The sequence below is a fragment of the Pseudomonadota bacterium genome (genome assembly GCA_022572885.1).
In the GTDB taxonomy this organism is placed as follows: domain Bacteria; phylum Pseudomonadota; class Gammaproteobacteria; order Steroidobacterales; family MnTg04; genus MnTg04.
This window is the reverse complement of sequence record JACZVC010000008.1, coordinates 61,623-81,557: the sequence shown is the minus strand read 5'-3', so window position 1 is coordinate 81,557 and position 19,935 is coordinate 61,623. Positions and strand designations below refer to the sequence as shown.

The following is a 19,935-nucleotide window of genomic DNA, read 5'->3' as shown; positions in this document are numbered from 1 at the left end:
TCGGCTAGTGATTAGCGGCATCAACGGCTCGAATCTGCTCAAGCATTGCCCAGTTATCATCCTTGATGCGCTGAATCGTTTGCTGAAATTCCGGGTCGCTGCGTATGGGGTCCCACGCGTAGTCTGTATGGATTGACCACAGGTGCCGGTGGCCCCGTCCATATGCTTCATCTAGATTTCGTACAGCGCTTGCTGTATCGCCTTTTGCCGCAGAGGCCATCGCCAGGTATACGTAGGGAGCTGAATGCTCCCATCCGCTATCGATCGAGAAATGAAGGGCGCTGGTTGCGTCATTCAGAAGCCGATCGCGTTTTTCACCATCATCGGCGAAGTGGTAGAGAGCAGCCAGGTTGATCCGGGATTCGAAATTTCCGTAAATTTCACCGGTGACGCCGAAATGCTCCACCACCGGAATCATGACCGCGATCGCATCATCCAGCCGACCATCTTCCAGCATCATCCTGCTTTGCCATATTTGAACAAAGAACGCCTCTCGATTCGCCAGCATCCGCGCGGTGGCCTCGCGCCAACACGCTTTATCCTGCTCGAGATAACAGAACAACGCCCGTTCATCCGCGCCGCGGTCCTCGGACAATTCCTCGACGCGCTGCAGGTAGACCTCAGCCGTTGCCAGGTCCCCCAGGCTGATATAAATAGCGAATAAAATCTGCCAGGCATTGATGTGATCGGCCTCTTTCGATAGCAGCTCGTGCAGACTCGCCACCGCATCGGGGTAGTGGCCAATTCCCTGGTGGTGTAATGCCATCGCGAAAACCAGCGGCGTACTATCGGGCGACAGCTCCAATCCGGCTTCCAGTACCGACAGCGCCCGATCATGACGTCCTATCGCGTCGTATAGCCCGGACAGCTTTATTCTGGTGTTGTCGTTGAGTGGATCGAGCTTGATCGCCAGTTCCATCAGTCCTGTGGCTTTCTGAAATTGACCTTGCGCGGCCATGACAGTGGCCTGATCAACAATGGTGTCCGCATTGCCTGGCTCGAGTTCCATTGCTTTTGCCAGTACGGGGATTGCAGCTACGAACCAGCCCTGATTCACCAGTGCGCGACTCAATGCAGCATTCGCACCGGGCGCTTCAGGATCCAGCTCAACCGCTTCCCGGGCTGCTTCAATCGCTTTTTGACCTATTTCTTCGGGTATCAGACCCGCATGATCTCTATGGATGACATAGGCCTCGCTCAGTGTTGCATAGGCGTCAGCATAATCCGGATGAATTTCTATGAATGCCTGCAAATTATCGATTGTGGCGGCGATATCCTTACCGCCGGCCAAGGCGTTCCGTAGTCTCAATAGCTCGTCATAGGTGGCGGGATCCTGTCCGGTCCTGCCAGGCAGCCGGCCGAGCAATGTCAATTCCAGGGCATCGACTACAGACGCGGCGATATCGTCCTGAACCGCAAAAATGTCATCCAGGGTCCGGTCATAATTCTGTGACCACAGGTGAAAACCATCCGCCACATTTATGAGCTGCACAGTGATGCGAATCCTGTTGCCGGCGCGTTGCACACTGCCTTCGAGTACGGTCGCAACCCCCAACTGTTTACCAATCAGGCGCACGTCTTCATTCTTGCCCTTGAACTTGAACGCCGATGTGCGGGCGGCAACTTGCAATTCCTCGATTTGCGCCAACATATGCAACAAGGTTTCCGCCAGCCCATCGGAAAAATACTCATTCTCCTGGACGCCGCTCATATTGACGAACGGCAAAACGGCGATTGATTTAGCCGGCGCCCGTTGCTGATCCACACTTGCGTCCATAGCCGAATCAGGCTGGGTTAGCGGTGGTTCCGTCGCGGGATCAACTCTCAACCGCGACTCATAAACGAAATAAACCAGGCCAACGGCCAACAGGAAAATTATAAGGAAGTCGAACTTTCGGCCGGATTGCTGTGTGGCGAACTGAGACCGGTCTATATCTTTCTCACGTTTCAGCCCATCCGGTGTCATTTCGAATGCCCAGGCGAAAAACAGGGCCAACGGAAAACCCAGGATTATCAGGGTCGCGAAAACCTTCATGACCCAGGCCGGCGCTTCGAAAGTCCCGAACAGCAAGGCGCCGAGCTCCGCCAGAAACCAGCCGACCACTGCATAAGCCACTCCGACGCGAAACACATTGCGGCGCCTGAGTTCTGTATAGAGGCCTTTCATGACGCGGCATTATAAATGAAAAGCCGGCGCATATTGTTCGTAAGCCCTATCCCGCGCGTCGCTGGCGGCTGGCTGAACGGTGGCGGTGTCCGCCATGAGCATGCGATGCGCCGGCTCTGAATTTCTTGCGCGAGCCAGCGCCGCGGCCAGCAGGCCGTTGCGTGCGACCTTGCCGGATCGGTTCTGCCTTGATCCGCGGATCCGGTTCATAGCCGGGGATAATTTCTTTTGCAATCTTGCAATTCAGCAAGCGCTCGATATCGCCCAACAGCTTGTGCTCATCGACGCAGACCAGCGATATGGCATGGCCCTCCTGACCGGCACGGGCGGTACGCCCGATACGATGCACGTAGTCTTCAGGAACGTTGGGCAACTCGTAATTGACGACGTGCGGCAACCGATCGATATCGAGACCGCGCGCAGCGATATCGGTCGCGACCAGCACTCGAACCACACCGGCCTTGAAATCCGCGAGTGCGCGGGTCCGTGCCCCTTGCGACTTGTTGCCGTGGATCGCAACGGACTCGAGCCCGTCGCGTGACAATTGTTCGGCGAGCCGGTTGGCGCCGTGCTTGGTGCGCGTGAAAACCAGCACCTGTCGCCAGTTCTCCGCGCCGATGCGGTGCGACAACAGTTCGCGTTTGCGGCTGCGGTCGACAGGGTGCACGATTTGGGTAACGAGTTCGACCGTGGTATTGCGCTGCGCGACCTGGATCTCGGTCGGTGCATTCAACAGGTCGGCTGCCAGCCGCCTGATCTCTTTCGAGAACGTCGCCGAGAACAGCAGATTCTGACGCTCATTCGGCAGCTCTTTGAGGATTTTGCGTATGTCGCGGATGAATCCCATATCGAGCATGCGATCGGCCTCATCGAGAACGAGGATCTCGACTCCGCCGAGATCGATCGTGCCCCGCTGCATGTGATCGAGCAGGCGGCCCGGCGTGGCGACTACGATGTCGGCACCTTTCCGCAACTTGAAAATTTGTGTATTGATGCTGACGCCGCCAAAGATGACGGTTGCCTTGAACGGCAGGTGGCGGCCATAGTCGCGCACACTCTCGCTGACTTGTGCGGCGAGTTCACGCGTTGGCGTGAGTATAAGGGCGCGCACGCGCCGTTGGCCGGATCGTGAATTCTGCAGCCGCTGCAACAGCGGCAAAGTGAAGCCGGCGGTCTTGCCGGTGCCGGTTTGGGCTCCAGCCAGCACATCCCGGCCTTCAAGGATTAAGGGAATGGCTTGCTGCTGGATCGGGGTTGCCTCACGGTAACCTTTTTCATCGATCGCACGCAGCAATTCGGCCGACAGGCCGAGTTGATCAAAAAACATGGTGTTTGTACTCCAGGGTCGCCTGACACGATGGCGGCATTGCCGCGCGTGGTTCGGTCCAGGCTGGATTGTCAGGTAGCTCCGAAACCCGCGGAATTGCTGGGCTGGAGCGAATGGCGCAGACCGATAGTGCGCCAGAACGCGGCGGACTATAACAGACGCCCACTCAAATGGAAGGAATTTTTGTCAGTCGAGGTCCGGCAAGCCCTGCAGTACCAGCAGGTAATAGCTGACGATGCCTACGATCTTCTCGTTTTCGACGACTGGTGCGTGGCTGATACCGAAATTATCGAATAAGCGCGCGCAGTAGCGGATATCCATGTCCGGCCGCACGGTCAGGACCGGTTTGGCCATTACTTCATAGACATTCACGCGTTCCGGCGCACGATTTTGCGCGATGACTTTCTTGGCAATATCGGAGAACAGGAGCAAGCCATACTCATCGCTCTCATCCCGACGCTTGACGATCAGGCTGGTCGCGCCGACTTTTTTCATTATTTTCAGTGCGGAGAGTACGTCGAGGCGACCGTCAACTTCCGTCACATCCGTCCGCATGCAATCTCGTACGGGGGCCCAGTTTTGAATGGTCATAGGTTTTCCTCCACGATTTCCCCGAGTTCTTCCGCCTGATGCATCACACCCACCGCATCTTCGACATCGACGAGCACGGCGATGCCGGTGCCCGGTTTCGCATCGAATTCGCCGACTTCTCCAATGTGTTCGAGAATATGCCGGCTCAGATGCTCCTCGACCAGCAGTAGCACAACGTCGCGTTGAGTCGCCAGGGTCAGGCCGAAAAAGGTCTTGCTCTCCTTAATACCTTCCCCGCGGGCGTTATTGATTACCGTGCATCCTGTTGCACCCGCTTCACGAGCAGCTTCCATGATGTCATCCGTTTTTTTGTCTTCGACAAAGGCGATGATAAGTTTAAAGTGCATGGTCGTTTTCCTGTTCTGGGTCTCGACCATCCGGGTCGGATTTCGAGACGCGGTTTTTCAAAACTGCAATCTGGCCGTATGCGAGGACCGAGATTATCGGAAACAGGGCCGCAAAAGCCACCAGGCCGAAGCCGTCCAGCAACGGGCTGCGCCCAGGTATCGCCTCGGCAAGCCCGAGCCCGAGTGCGGTGACGATGGGAACCGTTACCGTAGATGTCGTCACACCGCCGGAATCATACGCCAGTGGCACAATCATTTTCGGCGCCAACGCCGTTTGTACGATGACCACCAGGTATGCCGCGCCGATAAAATAATGCAATGGCAAGCCCGTAATGATTCGAAAACAGCCGAGGCTTACCCCGATGCCGGCGCCGATTGCCACGGCGACGCGCAGACCCCATACGCCGATCGCGCCGCCTGACACCATATTCGCTTTCATCGAAACGGCGATCAACGCTGGTTCCGCAAGCGTTGTGCTGAATACTATGGCGAGCGCGAACAAATAAACCCAGTAATAATCCTGCCAGACGAGGGCTGACGCTCCTTGTCCCGCAACATCTCGCAGAAACTCGGGGTCTGTCAGTTGCTGCGCCATCAGGCGACCCAATGGAAACAGCGTTCGCTCCAGCCCGACCAGGAACAGACCGAGCCCGACAACCACAAAAAGAAAACCGACCGCGATCTGTTTCCGGTTCGGCATCGGCCCGCCGATGACCAGCCGCTGGAAGGCGAACAGGAAGATTACGATCGGCAGCACATCGACAGCGCTTCTGGCGATGGACTCGATGCTGGAGACGATCAGTTCCATTGCACGATTATTCCGTAGACAAGTACAAACAAAATTGGCGCCAGGGAGGCGAACGCAATCAGGCCAAATCCATCGGTCATCGGATTACGCCCCTTGAGTGAACTCGCGAGGCCGACGCCGAGCGCCGTGACCAGCGGCACGGTCACCGTGGATGTCGTTACGCCACCGAAGTCATAGGCAATACCGATGATATCTTTGGGCGCAATCGTCGTAAGCAGGATGACCAGAACGTAGCCGCCGATAATCATGATCGGCAACGACCAATTGGCCAAAATTCGGATTACACCCACGATCAGGGCGACACCAACGGCCAGCGCGACGATCATCCTCAACCCCAGCGCGTAGCTGGCCTTTGATTCGGCGGACGATGCGATCGCATCCGCTCCCGCCGCGACTTCTGCTGCTTCGGCGGCAACCGCAATCAACGCCGGTTCGGCGATGGTCGTGCCAAAGCCGAGTAAAAAAGCAAACAGGACCAGCCAGAACACGCTGCCTTTTTTCGCCAATGCATGGGCGAGCCCTTCCCCGATAGGAAACAAGGCGAGCCGCAGCCCGAAAATGAAGAAGGTGAGCCCCGCAACGATCAGGAAGCCGCCGGCAGCCAGCGACACCAGGACCGAGGCGGGCGCGTGGAACACAAACACCTGGAATACGGTGATGACCAGTGCGACCGGCAGGAGATCACGCAGGCTGGAAATCGCATCCCTGGCCAGCGCAATCAGTGAGGCTTTCAACTTGACCGAGCCTGTGCAAGCTCTTGTTTTATAAGGTTATTAACCAAGACTACACCCAATCCAGATTTTTTAGCGGTCCCCTTGACGGTAAAATCCAACTGTTGTGACGATATCACTTATTTAACAGGGACAGACTATGGTTTTCAGCAAAAAACCGTGGTCGGTCGCTTAACTCGAAGACACCATATCAATTCACCGGGTCGCTCATTATAATCGGCGCCTTTTCCGCCCCACCTCCACATCCATGTCGAATCTTTCTCATCTCAGGAATATCGCCATCATCGCGCATGTCGATCATGGCAAGACCACGCTGGTCGACCAGTTGTTGCAGCAGTCCGGCACCCTGGGACCGCGCGCAGCCGTGCCTGACCGGGTAATGGACTCGAGCGATCTTGAACGGGAACGCGGCATTACGATCCTGGCGAAGAATACTTCGATTCGCTGGAACGACTACCTGATCAACATCGTCGACACACCGGGACATGCAGATTTTGGCGGCGAAGTGGAACGCATCCTGTCCATGGTGGACAGCGTACTGCTGCTCGTCGATGCGGTAGAAGGGCCGATGCCCCAAACGCGCTTCGTCACCCAAAAAGCATTTGCCAGCGGCCTCAAACCCATCGTGGTCATCAACAAGATCGATCGCGACGGGGCAAGGCCTGACTGGGTTCTGGACCAGACCTTCGATCTGTTCGATCGCCTCGGCGCAACCGACGAGCAACTCGATTTCCCGGTCATTTACGCGTCTGCCCTTCACGGTTACTCGTCACTGGATTCAACGGTACGCCAGGGAGACATGACGCCGTTGTTGGCGGCGATCATCGAACACGTATCTCCTCCGCAAGTAGACCGGGAAGGATCGCTGCAACTTCAGGTTTCCAGCCTCGATTATGACGCCTATGTGGGCGTCCTGGGCATCGGGCGGGTGCAGCGGGGCAGCGTTCAGGCCAACTCCACTGTTTGCGTAGTGACCCCCGATGGGGCCGTTCGCAAGGCCCGGATTCTCGAACTGCATGCCTTCCACGGTCTCGAGAGGGAGAAAATTCAGCGTGCGGATGCCGGCAACATCGTCGTCTTCAGCGGCATCGATCAGCTCAATATCTCCGATACCTTGTGCGCAGTGGATCACCCCGATCCGCTCCCCGCACTGGCGGTCGACGAACCGACCATAAGCATGACGTTCCAGGTCAACAAGTCGCCGTTTTCCGGGCAGGACGGCAAATTTCTGACCAGCCGGCAGATCGGAGAGCGGCTCGCCCAGGAACTCAAACACAATGTGGCATTGCGCGTGGATGAAACCGACGACCCGGATAAGTTCCGGGTGTCCGGGCGCGGCGAACTGCACTTGTCGATACTCATTGAAACCATGCGCCGGGAGGGCTATGAACTGTCGGTGTCGAGACCGGAGGTCATCGTTCACGAAGAAGACGGCGTCAAGCTGGAGCCCTGGGAGAATCTCAGCGTTGATTTTGCAGAAGCATACCAGGGCGCCGTCATGACCCGCCTCGCCAGTCGCAAAGGCGAACTTCTCAGCATGAACCCGGATGGGAAAGGGCGGGTGCGGCTCGATTACCGCATTCCGACCCGTGGGTTGATCGGCTTCCGAACCGAATATTTGACCGCAACATCGGGGACGGGGCTGCTTTACCACGTATTCGACAAGTATGATCGGCAGGTGCCGGGCACGATCGGGCAACGCAACAACGGGGTGCTGGTCTCGATGGTCGCGGGCAAAGCGCTGGCCTATTCCTTGTTCAATCTCCAGGAACGCGGGAGCCTGTTTTTAGGCCATGGAGCCGAGGTTTATGAAGGCATGATCGTCGGCATCCACAGTCGCGGCAACGACCTGGTGGTAAACCCGACCAAGGCCAAGCAATTAACCAACATCCGCGCGGCTGGAAGCGACGAGAATATCGTGCTTACCCCACCGATTCGTTATTCACTGGAGCAGGCGCTGGAGTTCATCGATGATGATGAACTGCTCGAGGTAACACCAAAAAATATACGTTTGCGGAAAAAATTATTGAAAGAGCCCGATCGCAAACGCGCGTCCAGAAAACTGTCAGCAAAGGAAATTTGACAGCAACCAGGCAAAATCGCAAAGTGAATTGATCCGGGGACGTGTCGGAGCGTATCGATGGTTCAGCGCATGATTATTTCGCTGATTGGCATTATCGCCAATACTTTTTTTCGCCGAATCGATGTGGTCGGTATTGAGAATGTGCCCGCCGACGGGCCGGTAATTTTTGCCGGCAATCATCCGAATGCCCTGATGGATGGCTTCCTGCTGATCGCCAAGTGCGGTCGGTGGCCGTTGCACTTCATGGCAAACGCCAAGCTCTGGGAATATCGGCTGCTCGCGCCAGTCCTGAATGCGATCGGTGCCGTGCCCGTTTACCGTCGCGAGGAGCATTCTGGCGAGGTCGATAACAGCCAGGCTTTTGAAAAGCTATACGAGGTTATCGAGTCCGGCAATTGCATGGGCATATTTCCAGAGGGCATCAGCCATGTCGAGTCGCAACTGGTCAAGCTGAAAACCGGTACGGCGCGCATCGCGCTTTCCGTATCTGCCCGCGGCAAAGCAAATGTCAAAATTATTCCCTGCGGTCTGAATTACATTAACCGCCACCGTTTCAGGAGCCAGGTGCTGATCGAATTCGGCGAGCCGATCGTCATCGACGATCAATGGTTGCGGGACTACAGCCAGGATGAACAGGGAACGGTTAGAAAATTGACCGAGTACCTCGCTGAGGCGTTGACCATCGTTACCCTGAATGCGCCGGACTGGCGCACATTGCGTTTCATACAAACGGCCAGGCGTTTATACAAGCCGGCTTCGGCAGACCTTCGCCCGAGGGAATATATCGAGTTGAACCGGCGCTTTGTCGATGGCTATCTGCAGGCGGCAGACGATCCGGAGATGCAGGCGTTTCGGGACGAGATGGAAAACTACCAGGCGCGGCTGGACATGCTCGGTCTTAAAGACTTTCAATTACGCCAGCCGATGACGCTGGACCGGGCGTTTCGCAAAGTGATGCTCCGTAGCCTGACCATGCTCGCCTTGTTGCCGCTTGCGATACCCGGCGCGCTTTTGCACCTGCCGGTCGGCTGGATAGCGGCAACGGTCGGCGATCGCTTTAGCTATGAAATGGACGATATCGCAACCTTGAAGGTATTTTCGACGATTTTGCTGTTGCCGCTTTTATATTTGCTCATCGCGATAGTCGTTGGCATCAACTTTGGGTTCTGGTGGGCATTCGTTGCGGTGATAGCCCTGACCTTCAGTTTCTTTGCCTCGGTACGATTGATAGAGGCGGAGGTGGGCCTGGTGGTATCGATGCTGTCGGTACTCAGACTGACCCGCCTGGGAAGCGAAATCGATGACTTGCGCGCGACCCGTGCCGTCCTGGTTGGCAAAATAAGAGCGCTGGTTAATCGCCTGGTCGATCCGGATATGCCGCGGCTTTTTACGGACAAGGATTTCAGTCAAACTCAAAAATAGGGCGCAGACCACGGTTTTGGTTGGAACCAAACTGTTCCTGCCTGCCGACTTTTCCGGGTAAGCTAACAATAACCGTGGTCTGTCCCCTGGGGAACAAAGAATAGCGGGTGTAGTTCAAAGGCAGAACATCAGCTTCCCAAGCTGAGAATGTGGGTTCGATTCCCATCACCCGCTCCAGTAATCATCCTCGGCCAACTTGCAATCCGAAATATATCGCTGGTTATGGCGCTGGACAATGCTCGGCAATTATCGCATCGAGGCTCTTGCATATTTCGGCAGCCCAGTAGGGCGCGCGGTATGCGGTCTTACGTTTATGGCTTGCGGGAAATTCACCCAGTACCATACCCGAAAATCAAGTGCGTTATTATATGGATGAATTTTAACCGCGACCCGAATGAGAAGTTCTGTATTAATTGTGTAGGAAGGCCTTCAGGCTCGAATGGGAGACCAATCGCGGCTGAAGCCGCTTGTATGGTAACTCGTGCCTGAAATCAGGATGATGGAAGGCGCCGGGATGGGAGGGACATAAAAGCCGCTTCTGACCTTTTGGTACAGACCGTAGGAGACTTCGTCCCCATCCCCTCACCATAGAACGCCAATTAAGAATCTAGCTGCCTAAACAGCCAATTGATTGCAAGCTTGCGTCCGGTGAGTTCCCGGCTTCACGGCAACTTAACCGCGGAGGTCATTGTGTCAAAACTGGTCAAAAAAATCACGCTCGGAATCGATGTATCCAAGGATGAGCTGGTCATCTGTGACTGGGATACCGCAGAAATCACCACGCTGCCGAATCAGGGCAGCCCTATCAAGGCCTGGCTTAAATCCTTGTACGGGCCGGTTCGGATCGCCATCGAACCGACCTCAAGTTATCACCTGGCGGTGGTTGAACAAGCCCATGTGCTGGGCTGTGAGGTCTATCTCATCGACTCTCGCCAGCTGGTCCACTATCGGGTAGCGGTCAATGTACGCAACAAGACCGACCCGCAGGATGCTTGGCTGCTGGCGCGTTACCTGGCCCGTGAGTGCAGCTCGCTGCGCCCGTTCAAGCCCCTATGCGCCAAGGCGCAGCGGCTTTGGGCGCTGCTAAAAAGACGGGCTGCGGTGGTCAAGATGCGCACCCAGCTCGAACAAAGCTTTAGTGGGATCAAACTCTCGACCAAGGCGCTGTCCGCTGAGATCCAACACCTGCTCGATCGTATCGACAGGCACATACAGGCACTCGTGCGGGCGCTGGGTTGGTGGGCTGATTATCAGCGCTGTTTATCCATCCCCGGCATCGGTCCGTTGAATGCCGCGGCTTTGGTCAGCGTCTTTTACCGGGGTGCTTTCGCCGGCAGCGATACCTTCGTCGCCTTCATCGGGTTCGATATACGAATGCGCGAATCCGGCAAATACAAAGGCCAACGTAAACTCACCAAGTGCGGTGAAGCCGAAATACGACGACTGTTGTTCTGCGCCACCCAACCGGCAAGATCCTATCAACTCTTCGACAACTACTATCAGAAACAACTCGACAAAGGACTATCCAAAATCGCTGCCAAAGTCGTCCTGGCTCGCAAACTCGCCAGAATCGCCTTCACCTTGTTAACCAACCAACAATCCTTCAAAAAACAGGAGACCGCCTATAGCTAAGTGCCATAGAATCTCCTACGAGTCGAACTCTGGAATCAACGAATGTCGATATTTTGCCGGAAGAGGAAACTACTCAGCGCTACTCTTCAAACCGCGTCAAGGACTTGAGGTCTTGCAGTACTTCCGCTTCATCGTGCTCTTTTTTCAGAACCCAGAAAATATGTTTGCAGAAAATGACGGTGGGCGACAGGTTGAGCTTTGCCCTGTCCCACAGAATCGCATAACGTCGATTTTTTTCGACATGCGTATTTTTCTTTTTATACAAGCTGTATGCGAGCAACGATCCAAGTGCAAACAACGGGTAAAAAAAGATTCCGAGAATCACCGATGTAATATTGAATTTGGTCCGTACGCGTTGTGAAATCCTGAATCCGGATAATGTACAAATTGTCTGCAGATGCTGCACGCCGACCAGGAACAGATGACCGAAATACAGGCGGTCGGAATTCGTTTCCGTGAACCATACGCTGTCGATTTCCGTTGGCGGCGTCCGCCGCCAGAGTTCACTCTCCATTAAAAACATCGATAAACGCGCCCGGGCGTGGGAAATACTGGGCGCGGTAATAATCAAGGTTCCGCCCTTCTTGAGAACTCGACTGAATTCCCTGAACAGGCTGATCTTGTCCGGCATATGCTCGATACCTTCCTGGCAGATCAGATAGTCCACACTCGAGTCGTCAACCGGAATACGGCCGGCGAGGTCCGCATACTCAGCTTTCATTCCATCGATTTTCATGAACTCGGGATACAGGTCAAACGCTTTGACCGTAGCGCCTTTGAGGCTGAATGCGTAACTGGACCGGCCGTCACCGCACGGAATATCGATGACGACCTTGCCGGTCAGATCAGGCAGGCCATCGATATACCGCGATACGAAGTCGTAAATGCCACGATTCGGGAAGTCGTATTCTTTTTCCACAAGCTGCAGTGCGTCCGTGATCGAGCCGTTCGATCGGCAAGTATAATCAAGGAGTTTCGAGATAAGTAGCCGAATAATCGTGCACAAGTTCCCGTTGAAAGTCTGGTGTATTGAGAAGCCGGACTTCGCGCGATTTTCGGGGTCGTTGGGAGTCTGGCCCTTTCAGTAGTTCACCCGGAAATCTTAGAGTCTCCGATGCCTGCGCTCGAAACGGCGAGGGCGGCTGCTGGCCTCATGCTCAATCTACCAGGATTATTTCTTTGAAAGTCACCAGCGTAAACCCGGCCTTGGTGACCAATTCCTTAATAGTCTCTTCGGAAAGCGACCCGCCGTCTTCGACCTGGACGAAGAACTCGCCGGTTTCGAGTTTCGACTTGATGTCCACGACGTTCTCAAGATTTTTCAGTTTCTTCTCGACACCATATACACAAAAAGGACAGACCAGACCGTCAACCACCAGATGATATTGCACATCTTCCGCCAGGGTCTGACTCGTAAAAAACAGTAAGGTGAAAAGAAAAAACAAGCGATTCATGTAGCTCCTCGTTGGCTCAGTCAAGGCCGTGCAGAAACAGCGTCAGCGGGTAAAGTGCATAGGCTGCAAATACGGAGGCGGCAAACAACGCCGTAATTGCCCACAGGATAATCTGTTGTACGCGCAATCGTTTAGCTTCGCCGACCTCGCATAGGCTGGAACGCCGGAGAAGCCACCAGCTATAGCTAAGTATCACGGCGGTGAGGCTGAAAGTGACGGCTTTGTATTCGGCGAGCACTCCCAGCCAGGGCAATGCCGAAACTGCCGAGGCCACGACGCCGCCCAGCCCGAGCGCGACCAGCGCGATGGGCAGGGCACAACAGGTTGCGCCGGCCAGCGCCAGTACGGCACTGCCAATGATCCCGGCTGTCGTCTGATTGTCGTTCATTAGTAATCTCTTGAAAAAAACATCGCAGTTTGTTCGCGTTATCGGGCCTGAAGGCCCTCCTACATCTGTTCTGACCTTGTTGAAAAACCGAATTGAGTTACAACTCCAGTATTTCGACATCCGCGATCCCGAGCGCCCGGATGGGTTCCTCGATCTTGGCAAGATCGCCAACGATCAGCCAGATAAGCTGGTGAGGTTTCAAGACCTCGTCGGCCGCCGCATCGATCTGCTCGAGGCTCATCGCTTCGTACTGGTCGGTCAAGGTCAGTACATAGTCGTCGGGCCGGCCGTATCGCGCGTTGGATAGCATGGTCCGCAATACCGCCGCACCGGTTTCATACCGCCCCGGCAGGCTGCGGGTTTCGTTCTTGACGACCCGGTCCAGTTCCTCGGGCCGGGTCCGATCGGAACCCAGGTAGGCGTCGAACTGCTTCAGCAAGGCGGTCACCGAGTCGGCCGTGCGATCGGTCTGCACGGGCGCATAAACCATGTAGGGTTGTTGCCCGCGCGCACCGATCATGAAAGTCTGGGCGCCATAAGACCAGGATTTGGTCTCGCGCAGATCCATGTTGATGCGTGCCGTGAAATCGCCGCCGATGACATTATTCATGGCATTGATAACCAGATTATTATCGGCGCCCGCCGGCGGTGCGAGGTGGCCGGCCAGGATCAGCGATTGCGGCGAACCAGGTTTGTCGACCAGGTAAATTTTCGCTTCGCTTGCCAATTCGACTTCGGCGATATACTTGGTCGGTTTTTCGCTGGCCGGTGCATGCCAGTCACCGAAGTACTGGTTCAGCAAGGGCAGCATTTCGCTCATGCTGGTATCGCCGACGACAAAAATGGTTGCGTTGTCAGGCCGCAGCCAGTCTGCGTGAAATGCACGCAGATCATCCCGGGTAATCGATTTGACCGACTCCTCTGTGCCGGACCCGGTGAACGGAATTCCGTAGGCGTGGTCTTTGCCATACAGCAACGGTGGCAGCTCGCGCAGGGCGATAGCCACCGGCTGCACTTTTTCCTGCTGGATGGCCGCCAGCGATCGGGGCCGCAGCCGTTCGATCTCCTCAACTTCGAATGCCGGATTACGTACGATATCGGCAAACAACTCCATCGACTCGTCGAGGTTCTCCTTCAGCGCATTCAGGCTCACTTGCGACGTATCCAGTGTGGAGCCGGCCCGAATCCGGGCGCCCAGCAGTTCGGATTCCTCGCTGATCTCAAGCGCGTCGCGGCTGGTCGTGCCCTCACGCAACATGGCCAGCGTGAAGCTGGCGGCACCGAGCTTGCGGTCTGCGTCGGCGGCATAGCCGGCATCAAACTGAATCGCGATATTGACTATAGGCACGGCGTGGCGTTCGGCCAGTACCACCTCGATACCGTTTTTCAGCCGGGAACGCTCTATCTGTGGGAATTTCAACGCCGGCATGGCAGACGGATACGGAATCTTGCTGCGATCGGCGTCGGTTGCCACCGTCTGGTGTTCGGCAAAGGGGAGCACATCGAGCTGGTAATTGCCTTTCTGCAGCCATCTTTTGGCAGTGCGGAGTACGTCACGCCTGCTTGCCGAGTTCAGCCAGCCCAGGCGGGTGCGCCAGAAATCGGGGCTGCCGCCATACAGCTCGCTGCGAGCCAGGGTTCCGGCTTTGCCGCCAAATCCGCCGATCTGCTCGAGACCGCGAATCAAGCTGGCATTTATGGAAGTGCGAACACGTGCAATCTCGGCCTTGGTCGGGCCCTTGTCCAGAAATTCCCCCACCACCTGCTCGATGACCCGGCTGACTTCAGCAGAGTCGGAGCCCGGTCTCACCATCGCATCGATGGTGAAAATACTGGCCAGTGTGTGCGCCTCATAATCGACGCTGACCGCGGTTGCGATCTGCCGCTGGTAGACCAGCTCGCGATACAGCCGCGAATTGCGGCCACTGCCAAGAATCGCGGCAGCCAGCTGCAGGTGCGCGCCTTCGAGTGCGGTGCGGCCCGGTACTGCCCATGACCGGTAAAGACGGGCCTGGGGCACTCGCTCATACATGACTTCATGGGTGCTGGTTTCGCGTTCCGGGACCATTGCTTGCAGGCGTTTCAGCGGTGGGCCGGCGTCGATATCGGCGAAATATCTTTCCACCAGCGGACGCGCCTCGGCGGCATTGATGTCACCGGCCAAAACCAGCACCGTGTTGGCCGCGCCATAATACTGGCGGAACCACTCCTTGACGTCATCGAGGGAAGCCGCGTCAAGATCCTCCATCGACCCGATCGTGCTCCAGCGATAGGGGTGTCCCACGGGGAACAGGCCTTCCAGCGTACGGTACTCGACGAGGCCGTAAGGTTGATTGTCGCCCTGGCGCTTCTCGTTCTGCACGACGCCGCGCTGCTCATCGAGTTTTTCCTGGGTCACCACGCCGAGCAGATGCCCCATGCGGTCGGATTCCATCCACAGCGCAACTTCCAGCGCCGTGGTCGGGACGTTCTGGAAGTAGTTGGTACGGTCAAACCAGGTCGTTCCGTTCATCGCGGTGGCGCCGATTTCGTCAAATGGCTTGAAATACTCATCATTGTAATTTTCCGAACCGTTGAACATCAGGTGTTCGAAAAGATGAGCGAAACCGGTCTTGCCCGGTTTTTCGTCCTTTGAGCCGACGTGATACCAGACGCTGACCGCAATGATCGGCGCCTTGCGGTCTTCGTGCACGATGACCCGCAGGCCGTTGTCCAGCGTGAATTTCTCGTATGGGATGTCGATGTCCGGCATGGACGCGAAGGCATTAGCGCCGAATAACAGTACCGCCAGTGCACCCAGTGTGCGGCCGCTAGACTTTTTCATGGAAGCTCCCCGATGATTTACCAACATGACTACGACCAAGAGGATAAACGCTTGTTCCCCGATTGGAAGACTTGGTGCGATATAAGGTTTGAAAAATGCGGCTCGCTGAGGCCTGCAGCCGCCCGGGGCTTAACCCGAAATCCGCGATCCCTAGTAAAATCTACGGTCTATTTGCCCCGATGCAGGCGGCCGGCGCGCTCGAAATGCTCACGGTAATACGCGTCATTGAGGTTGGCGACGGACACGGCCTTGCCGCTCGAAGGAGCATGCACGAAATAGCCGTTGCCGATGTACATGGCGACGTGCGAGATTTTTCGGTCGATGCGGAAAAACAACAAGTCACCGGGTTGCGCGTCGGATAATGAAACCCGCCTGGCAGCCTTGAACTGTTCCTTCGAGGTACGCGGGACCTTTATCCCGGCCTGCTGGTAGGAGTAGTACACCAGTCCGCTGCAGTCGAAGCCTTTTGGCGTGCGCCCGCCGTAAACATAGGGCACGCCGATCATATTTGTCGCGGTGCGCGCGAGTCGCCGGCCCAGCGATGATCCGCGTGGAACCTCCCGAGCCTGGGAGACGGAGCGAAATTTCTCCTTCGAGGTGTAAACCGGCGCGGACGGCTGGCTGGCGCAGCCAGCGAGCATGGTCATGGCGATGGCTGCCGCGGTGGGCCACCGGATAGTCGATCGATTCATGTCACATGGTCCTGCCAGCTTGAGACTCTCGTCAACTCTAGCAGTGGCGGCTTAACACGGCCTGAACCCGGATCACAAATACGTTCGGAATCAGATTATGTCAAATCACGAAATAGCAGGGCTTTGGCTCCGGGATCATCTGCGATCCAGGGGTTACCGGGATCGCTCGGGCAGGTCGATCGCGCCAACTGTGTGCATGACAATGCTGCCGAGGAAAAGCCGGTTGTCAATCTCATTGACACTGGTAACGCCGGAGTAGGTGCCGGACCAGTCCTGCATGCTGTGCCTGACTTGTCCGCTCAGATCGATGCCGATTACCCAGCCCAGCGGAGGAATCTTTGGCCCGAAGCTCTCCGGCAGCCGGGCAAGGGCCTTGAGCATGAACGGCGAGCCGGCCAGGTTCTCGAGAATTTTTTGCCTGGGCGATGGCAGGGCGACCCAGAACAGGTCCTTGCCGTTGAAGGAAAGGTTGTCCGGATAGCCTGGCAGGGAGCCGACGAAAACATCACGCGTCCCGGCCAGCGGCCCCTTGAGCCACAACCGGTGAATTTTTGCCATCAGCGTTTCGTTGACCAGTACGTATTCGTCGTTGGGTCCCAATGCGACGCCATTGGCAAAGCCGAGCTTGCCGATACGAACCCGGGTTTCTCCGCTTTGCGGGTCATAACTGAGCAGGCGACCGCTAAAGCTGGCTTCGATCAGGTCCAGGCGCCATTCGTCCTGTCCGAACCTTTGCGAGGCATCGGTGAACCAGATTACGCCATTGTCTGCGATATCCAGATCATCCACGAATATCATTCGCTGGCCATTGACCGAGTCGGTTAGAACTTCTATTTCACCTAACGGTGAAATACGCAGGAGGCCGCGCGTCGAATCGGCCACGATCAGGTTGTACTGGTTGTCGAACTGCATACCCAGCGGCCGGCCACCGGTATTGACCCAATCATCGATAATCGTTCCGTCAGAAAGGAACCGCACGATACGGCCATCCTGCAGGCCCGTATACAGGAGGCCGCTCGGGCCCAGCGCAATATCCTCGGGCCCTTCGCCCAGGCCAGGCGTCAGGCGAACCACGCTCGCCAGGGCGTTGTTGCGGCGGAAAGCGCCGGTCATCCCGGGATCGGCGTCCGGTTGCCAGCCGGATGGAGAAATGGAAACCGGCGAGAAAAACAGCCAGGTCAGAAAAACGGCCATGGCAACGGAGAAAATCAGCAGCGCCGTTTTCATCGGAATCCGGGTCAGGCGGCTTCCAAATTCTGCGTGCGATCTGCCAGCTTCTTAACCGACAACGGTCTTGTCTCCCTTGGCGATGTTGGTTGCCAGCGCGATCATGGAACTCAGATCCGCAAGCTGTGCCGGGATGACCAGGGTGTTGCCTTCCTTGGCCAGCTTGCCGAATTGCTCGATATACTGTTCCGCAATACGCAATTGCATCGCTTCGTTGCCGCCTTTCTCGATCACGGCGGCTGCGATGCGCCGCATGCCTTCAGCGGTCGCGGTTGCCACGGCCAGGATAGCCTGCGCCTCACCGGCCGCTTCATTGATCTGCATTTGCTTGGTCGCTTCCGATTCCTTGATCACCCGCTGTTTCTCGCCTTCGGCTTCGTTGATCTTGGCATCGCGTTCGCCTTCGGAGGTCAGCACGACCGCACGCTTTTCACGCTCGGCGCGCATCTGTTTTTCCATCGCGGTCAAGACGTCATGCGGCGGGTTGATATTCTTGATTTCGTAACGCAAGACTTTGACGCCCCAGGGATCGGACGCCTTGTCGAGTTCAGTGACCACGTTCAAATTGATCATCGAGCGTTCTTCGAATGTCCGGTCCAGGACTATCTTGCCTATTTCGCTACGCAGGGTGGTCTGCGCCAGTTGAATGATGGCCCAGATGTAATCGGAGATCCCGTAGGATGCCCTGCCCGCGTCGAGGATCTGCAGGTACAGGATCCCGTCAACGCCCACTTGTACGTTGTCCTTGGTAATGCAGATTTGTTCGGGAATATCGATCGCCTGTTCCTTCAAGGTGTGCCTGTAGGCGATCCGGTCAAAAAACGGCACCAGAATATGAAAACCGGCCTTGAGCGTCCGGCTGAATTTGCCCAGCTTTTCAATTACGTAGGCGTTTTGCTGCGGTACCACGACCGCAGTCTTGGCGATGATGATAACGGCGACGACAACGATCGCCAGTGCGACAATCAATGAATCCATGGGTTTTTTCTCCGTATTTGTAAATTTGTAATTGCCCGGCTTCAATCCGCCGGATCGTTTGACACATGCAGGACCAGGCCCTCGGTTTTTAGCACACGAGCTCTTTGTCCTGCCGGGATGCTATCACCGCCGACATTTCGAATGGTCCATTTCGTGCCGCGGTGACTGGCCCTGCTCTCGGCGCCCGGCGCCAGCTCATCCGCAACCAGGATCATATCGCCTTCCAGGCTCGCGCGAAAACCAGGCGCGCTGCCCTTGAACTTGGTATACAGAGCCCTGCGAAAAGTGAACATTGAGATCAAGGCCAGCGCGGCAAATAACATCCACTGTCCCCATTCCGGCATGGCGAGCCCAAACAGGTCCAGCAGGCCGACCAATATGGCCGACAAACCAATAAACACCAGGAAAAACTGAGCGTCGATCACAAACATCTCAGCGCCCAGGATAATTACACCGAGTACGATCCATCCCCACCACAACATAGGGTATCTCCCGAATGACTCAACCCATGCACTATACCGTGACGGGGCGCTTGCGGGCCAGCGCGCCGGATGGTCAGTGCCGATCGTCATTCCCCAGGTATCGAAAGCTGAAGAAAGCAAACTTCTGTTCGGCTCCCCATGGCGTCTTATGGGGATCAGCAAATTCGCCGAGCAAACGGAAACACGCGCCCAGTTCCGCGCAGATTCCTTGCCGGTCGTAGCGGACGACATCCAGACCGCTGCAGCGCGCGGGGCCATCTACGGCGAAGGCGCCTATCACCAAAAATCCATCGGTGGCCAGGCTGTTTTTCAAAAGCGCGACGTATTTCGCCCGGTCTGCAGGCGCGGTCAAAAAATGAAATACTGCACGGTCATGCCAGAGCGCATACTGGCGTTGCGGCTCCAGCATCGTAATATCGGATTCTATCCAGCAGACCTGATCCGCTTTGCCGCTGAGTCTGCGCCGTGCAGCGCGCAACGCGCGGCCTGAGATATCCAGTACCGTCAAGTCCGTGTAGCCGAGCGCCAGCAGGTGATCGACCAGGACCGATGCGCCGCCGCCGACATCGATAATTGCGTCTTCGCGAGCGACCCCGGTTTGGTCAATCAGGTCCAGCGAGGTAACAGGAGTTTCCTGGTACCAGCTCAGCTGGTCTGACGCCTTGGCGGCATACACGGTGTCCCAATGTTTTTTTCTGTTCATCAAGAGTGCTGTCGTTGCTGCGTAACCGAGCGTGCCCCCGGCGCAGTGCTACTTCTCCCGGACTCTATCGTAATCGAAC

Annotated in this window: 18 protein-coding genes and 1 tRNA gene; 4 read left to right on the top strand and 15 right to left on the bottom strand. The window is 56.3% G+C overall.

The annotated features are described in order from the left end of the window. Positions 1-4: 4 nt before the first annotated feature. The 6 genes from IIA05_04600 to IIA05_04575 all read right to left on the bottom strand — a co-directional run bounded on the left by IIA05_04600 (position 5) and on the right by IIA05_04575 (position 5,974). A complete protein-coding gene (locus tag IIA05_04600; GenBank protein ID MCH9026381.1) occupies positions 5-2,167 on the bottom strand; it encodes a hypothetical protein in 2,163 nt (720 codons plus the stop codon). 46 nt (positions 2,168-2,213) lie between these two features. Further along, a complete protein-coding gene (locus tag IIA05_04595) occupies positions 2,214-3,494 on the bottom strand; it encodes a DEAD/DEAH box helicase (protein ID MCH9026380.1) in 1,281 nt (426 codons plus the stop codon). 186 nt (positions 3,495-3,680) lie between these two features. Next, positions 3,681-4,085, bottom strand: coding sequence for a CBS domain-containing protein (locus IIA05_04590; GenBank protein MCH9026379.1), 405 nt, complete (start codon positions 4,083-4,085; stop codon positions 3,681-3,683). Next, a complete protein-coding gene (locus IIA05_04585) occupies positions 4,082-4,432 on the bottom strand; it encodes a P-II family nitrogen regulator (GenBank protein ID MCH9026378.1) in 351 nt (116 codons plus the stop codon). Before IIA05_04585 ends, IIA05_04590 begins: the two co-directional genes overlap by 4 nt. Next, the gene (locus tag IIA05_04580; protein MCH9026377.1) at positions 4,422-5,240 is read right to left on the bottom strand and encodes a DUF1538 domain-containing protein; all 819 of its coding nucleotides are present in this window, start codon (positions 5,238-5,240) and stop codon (positions 4,422-4,424) included. The genes IIA05_04585 and IIA05_04580 overlap by 11 nt, the downstream gene beginning before the upstream one ends. Further along, entirely contained in the window at positions 5,231-5,974 is a 744-nt protein-coding gene (locus IIA05_04575) for a DUF1538 domain-containing protein (protein ID MCH9026376.1), read from the bottom strand. The genes IIA05_04580 and IIA05_04575 overlap by 10 nt, the downstream gene beginning before the upstream one ends. Before the next feature lie 244 nt (positions 5,975-6,218). On the opposite strand from IIA05_04575, the gene typA reads away from it, so the two are divergent. The 4 genes from typA to IIA05_04555 all read left to right on the top strand — a co-directional run bounded on the left by typA (position 6,219) and on the right by IIA05_04555 (position 11,108). Continuing rightward, positions 6,219-8,054: a translational GTPase TypA gene (gene typA / locus IIA05_04570; GenBank protein MCH9026375.1), complete on the top strand. Its 1,836-nt coding sequence runs from the start codon at positions 6,219-6,221 to the stop codon at positions 8,052-8,054. A 57-nt stretch (positions 8,055-8,111) separates the two neighbouring features. Next, positions 8,112-9,476, top strand: coding sequence for a 1-acyl-sn-glycerol-3-phosphate acyltransferase (locus IIA05_04565; protein ID MCH9026374.1), 1,365 nt, complete (start codon positions 8,112-8,114; stop codon positions 9,474-9,476). A 103-nt stretch (positions 9,477-9,579) separates the two neighbouring features. Further along, positions 9,580-9,653, top strand: a tRNA-Gly gene (locus tag IIA05_04560). Positions 9,654-10,166: 513 nt separating this feature from the next. After that, entirely contained in the window at positions 10,167-11,108 is a 942-nt protein-coding gene (locus IIA05_04555) for a transposase (protein ID MCH9026373.1), read from the top strand. A 79-nt stretch (positions 11,109-11,187) separates the two neighbouring features. On the opposite strand, the gene IIA05_04550 is transcribed toward IIA05_04555, so the two are convergent. From IIA05_04550 to IIA05_04510, 9 genes are all read right to left on the bottom strand, one after another. Next, positions 11,188-12,027, bottom strand: coding sequence for a class I SAM-dependent methyltransferase (locus IIA05_04550; GenBank protein MCH9026372.1), 840 nt, complete (start codon positions 12,025-12,027; stop codon positions 11,188-11,190). A gap of 238 nt (positions 12,028-12,265) precedes the next feature. Then, on the bottom strand, positions 12,266-12,562 hold the full coding sequence (locus IIA05_04545) for a heavy-metal-associated domain-containing protein (GenBank protein ID MCH9026371.1): 297 nt from the start codon (positions 12,560-12,562) through the stop codon (positions 12,266-12,268). 16 nt (positions 12,563-12,578) lie between these two features. Next, the gene (locus IIA05_04540) at positions 12,579-12,950 is read right to left on the bottom strand and encodes a hypothetical protein (GenBank protein MCH9026370.1); all 372 of its coding nucleotides are present in this window, start codon (positions 12,948-12,950) and stop codon (positions 12,579-12,581) included. Between the two features lie 97 nt (positions 12,951-13,047). Beyond that, the gene (locus IIA05_04535; protein MCH9026369.1) at positions 13,048-15,801 is read right to left on the bottom strand and encodes an insulinase family protein; all 2,754 of its coding nucleotides are present in this window, start codon (positions 15,799-15,801) and stop codon (positions 13,048-13,050) included. Positions 15,802-15,941: 140 nt separating this feature from the next. Further along, the gene (locus IIA05_04530) at positions 15,942-16,466 is read right to left on the bottom strand and encodes a C40 family peptidase (GenBank protein MCH9026368.1); all 525 of its coding nucleotides are present in this window, start codon (positions 16,464-16,466) and stop codon (positions 15,942-15,944) included. A 153-nt stretch (positions 16,467-16,619) separates the two neighbouring features. Continuing rightward, positions 16,620-17,693, bottom strand: coding sequence for an SMP-30/gluconolactonase/LRE family protein (locus IIA05_04525; protein ID MCH9026367.1), 1,074 nt, complete (start codon positions 17,691-17,693; stop codon positions 16,620-16,622). Positions 17,694-17,744: 51 nt separating this feature from the next. Further along, positions 17,745-18,671 carry a paraslipin gene (locus IIA05_04520; protein ID MCH9026366.1) on the bottom strand — a complete coding sequence of 309 codons (927 nt, stop codon included), beginning with the start codon at positions 18,669-18,671 and terminating at the stop codon, positions 17,745-17,747. 41 nt (positions 18,672-18,712) lie between these two features. Next, complete coding sequence (locus tag IIA05_04515) at positions 18,713-19,153, bottom strand: NfeD family protein (protein MCH9026365.1); 441 nt, start codon at positions 19,151-19,153, stop codon at positions 18,713-18,715. A 73-nt stretch (positions 19,154-19,226) separates the two neighbouring features. Continuing rightward, positions 19,227-19,859: a methyltransferase domain-containing protein gene (locus IIA05_04510; protein MCH9026364.1), complete on the bottom strand. Its 633-nt coding sequence runs from the start codon at positions 19,857-19,859 to the stop codon at positions 19,227-19,229. Positions 19,860-19,935: the final 76 nt, after the last annotated feature.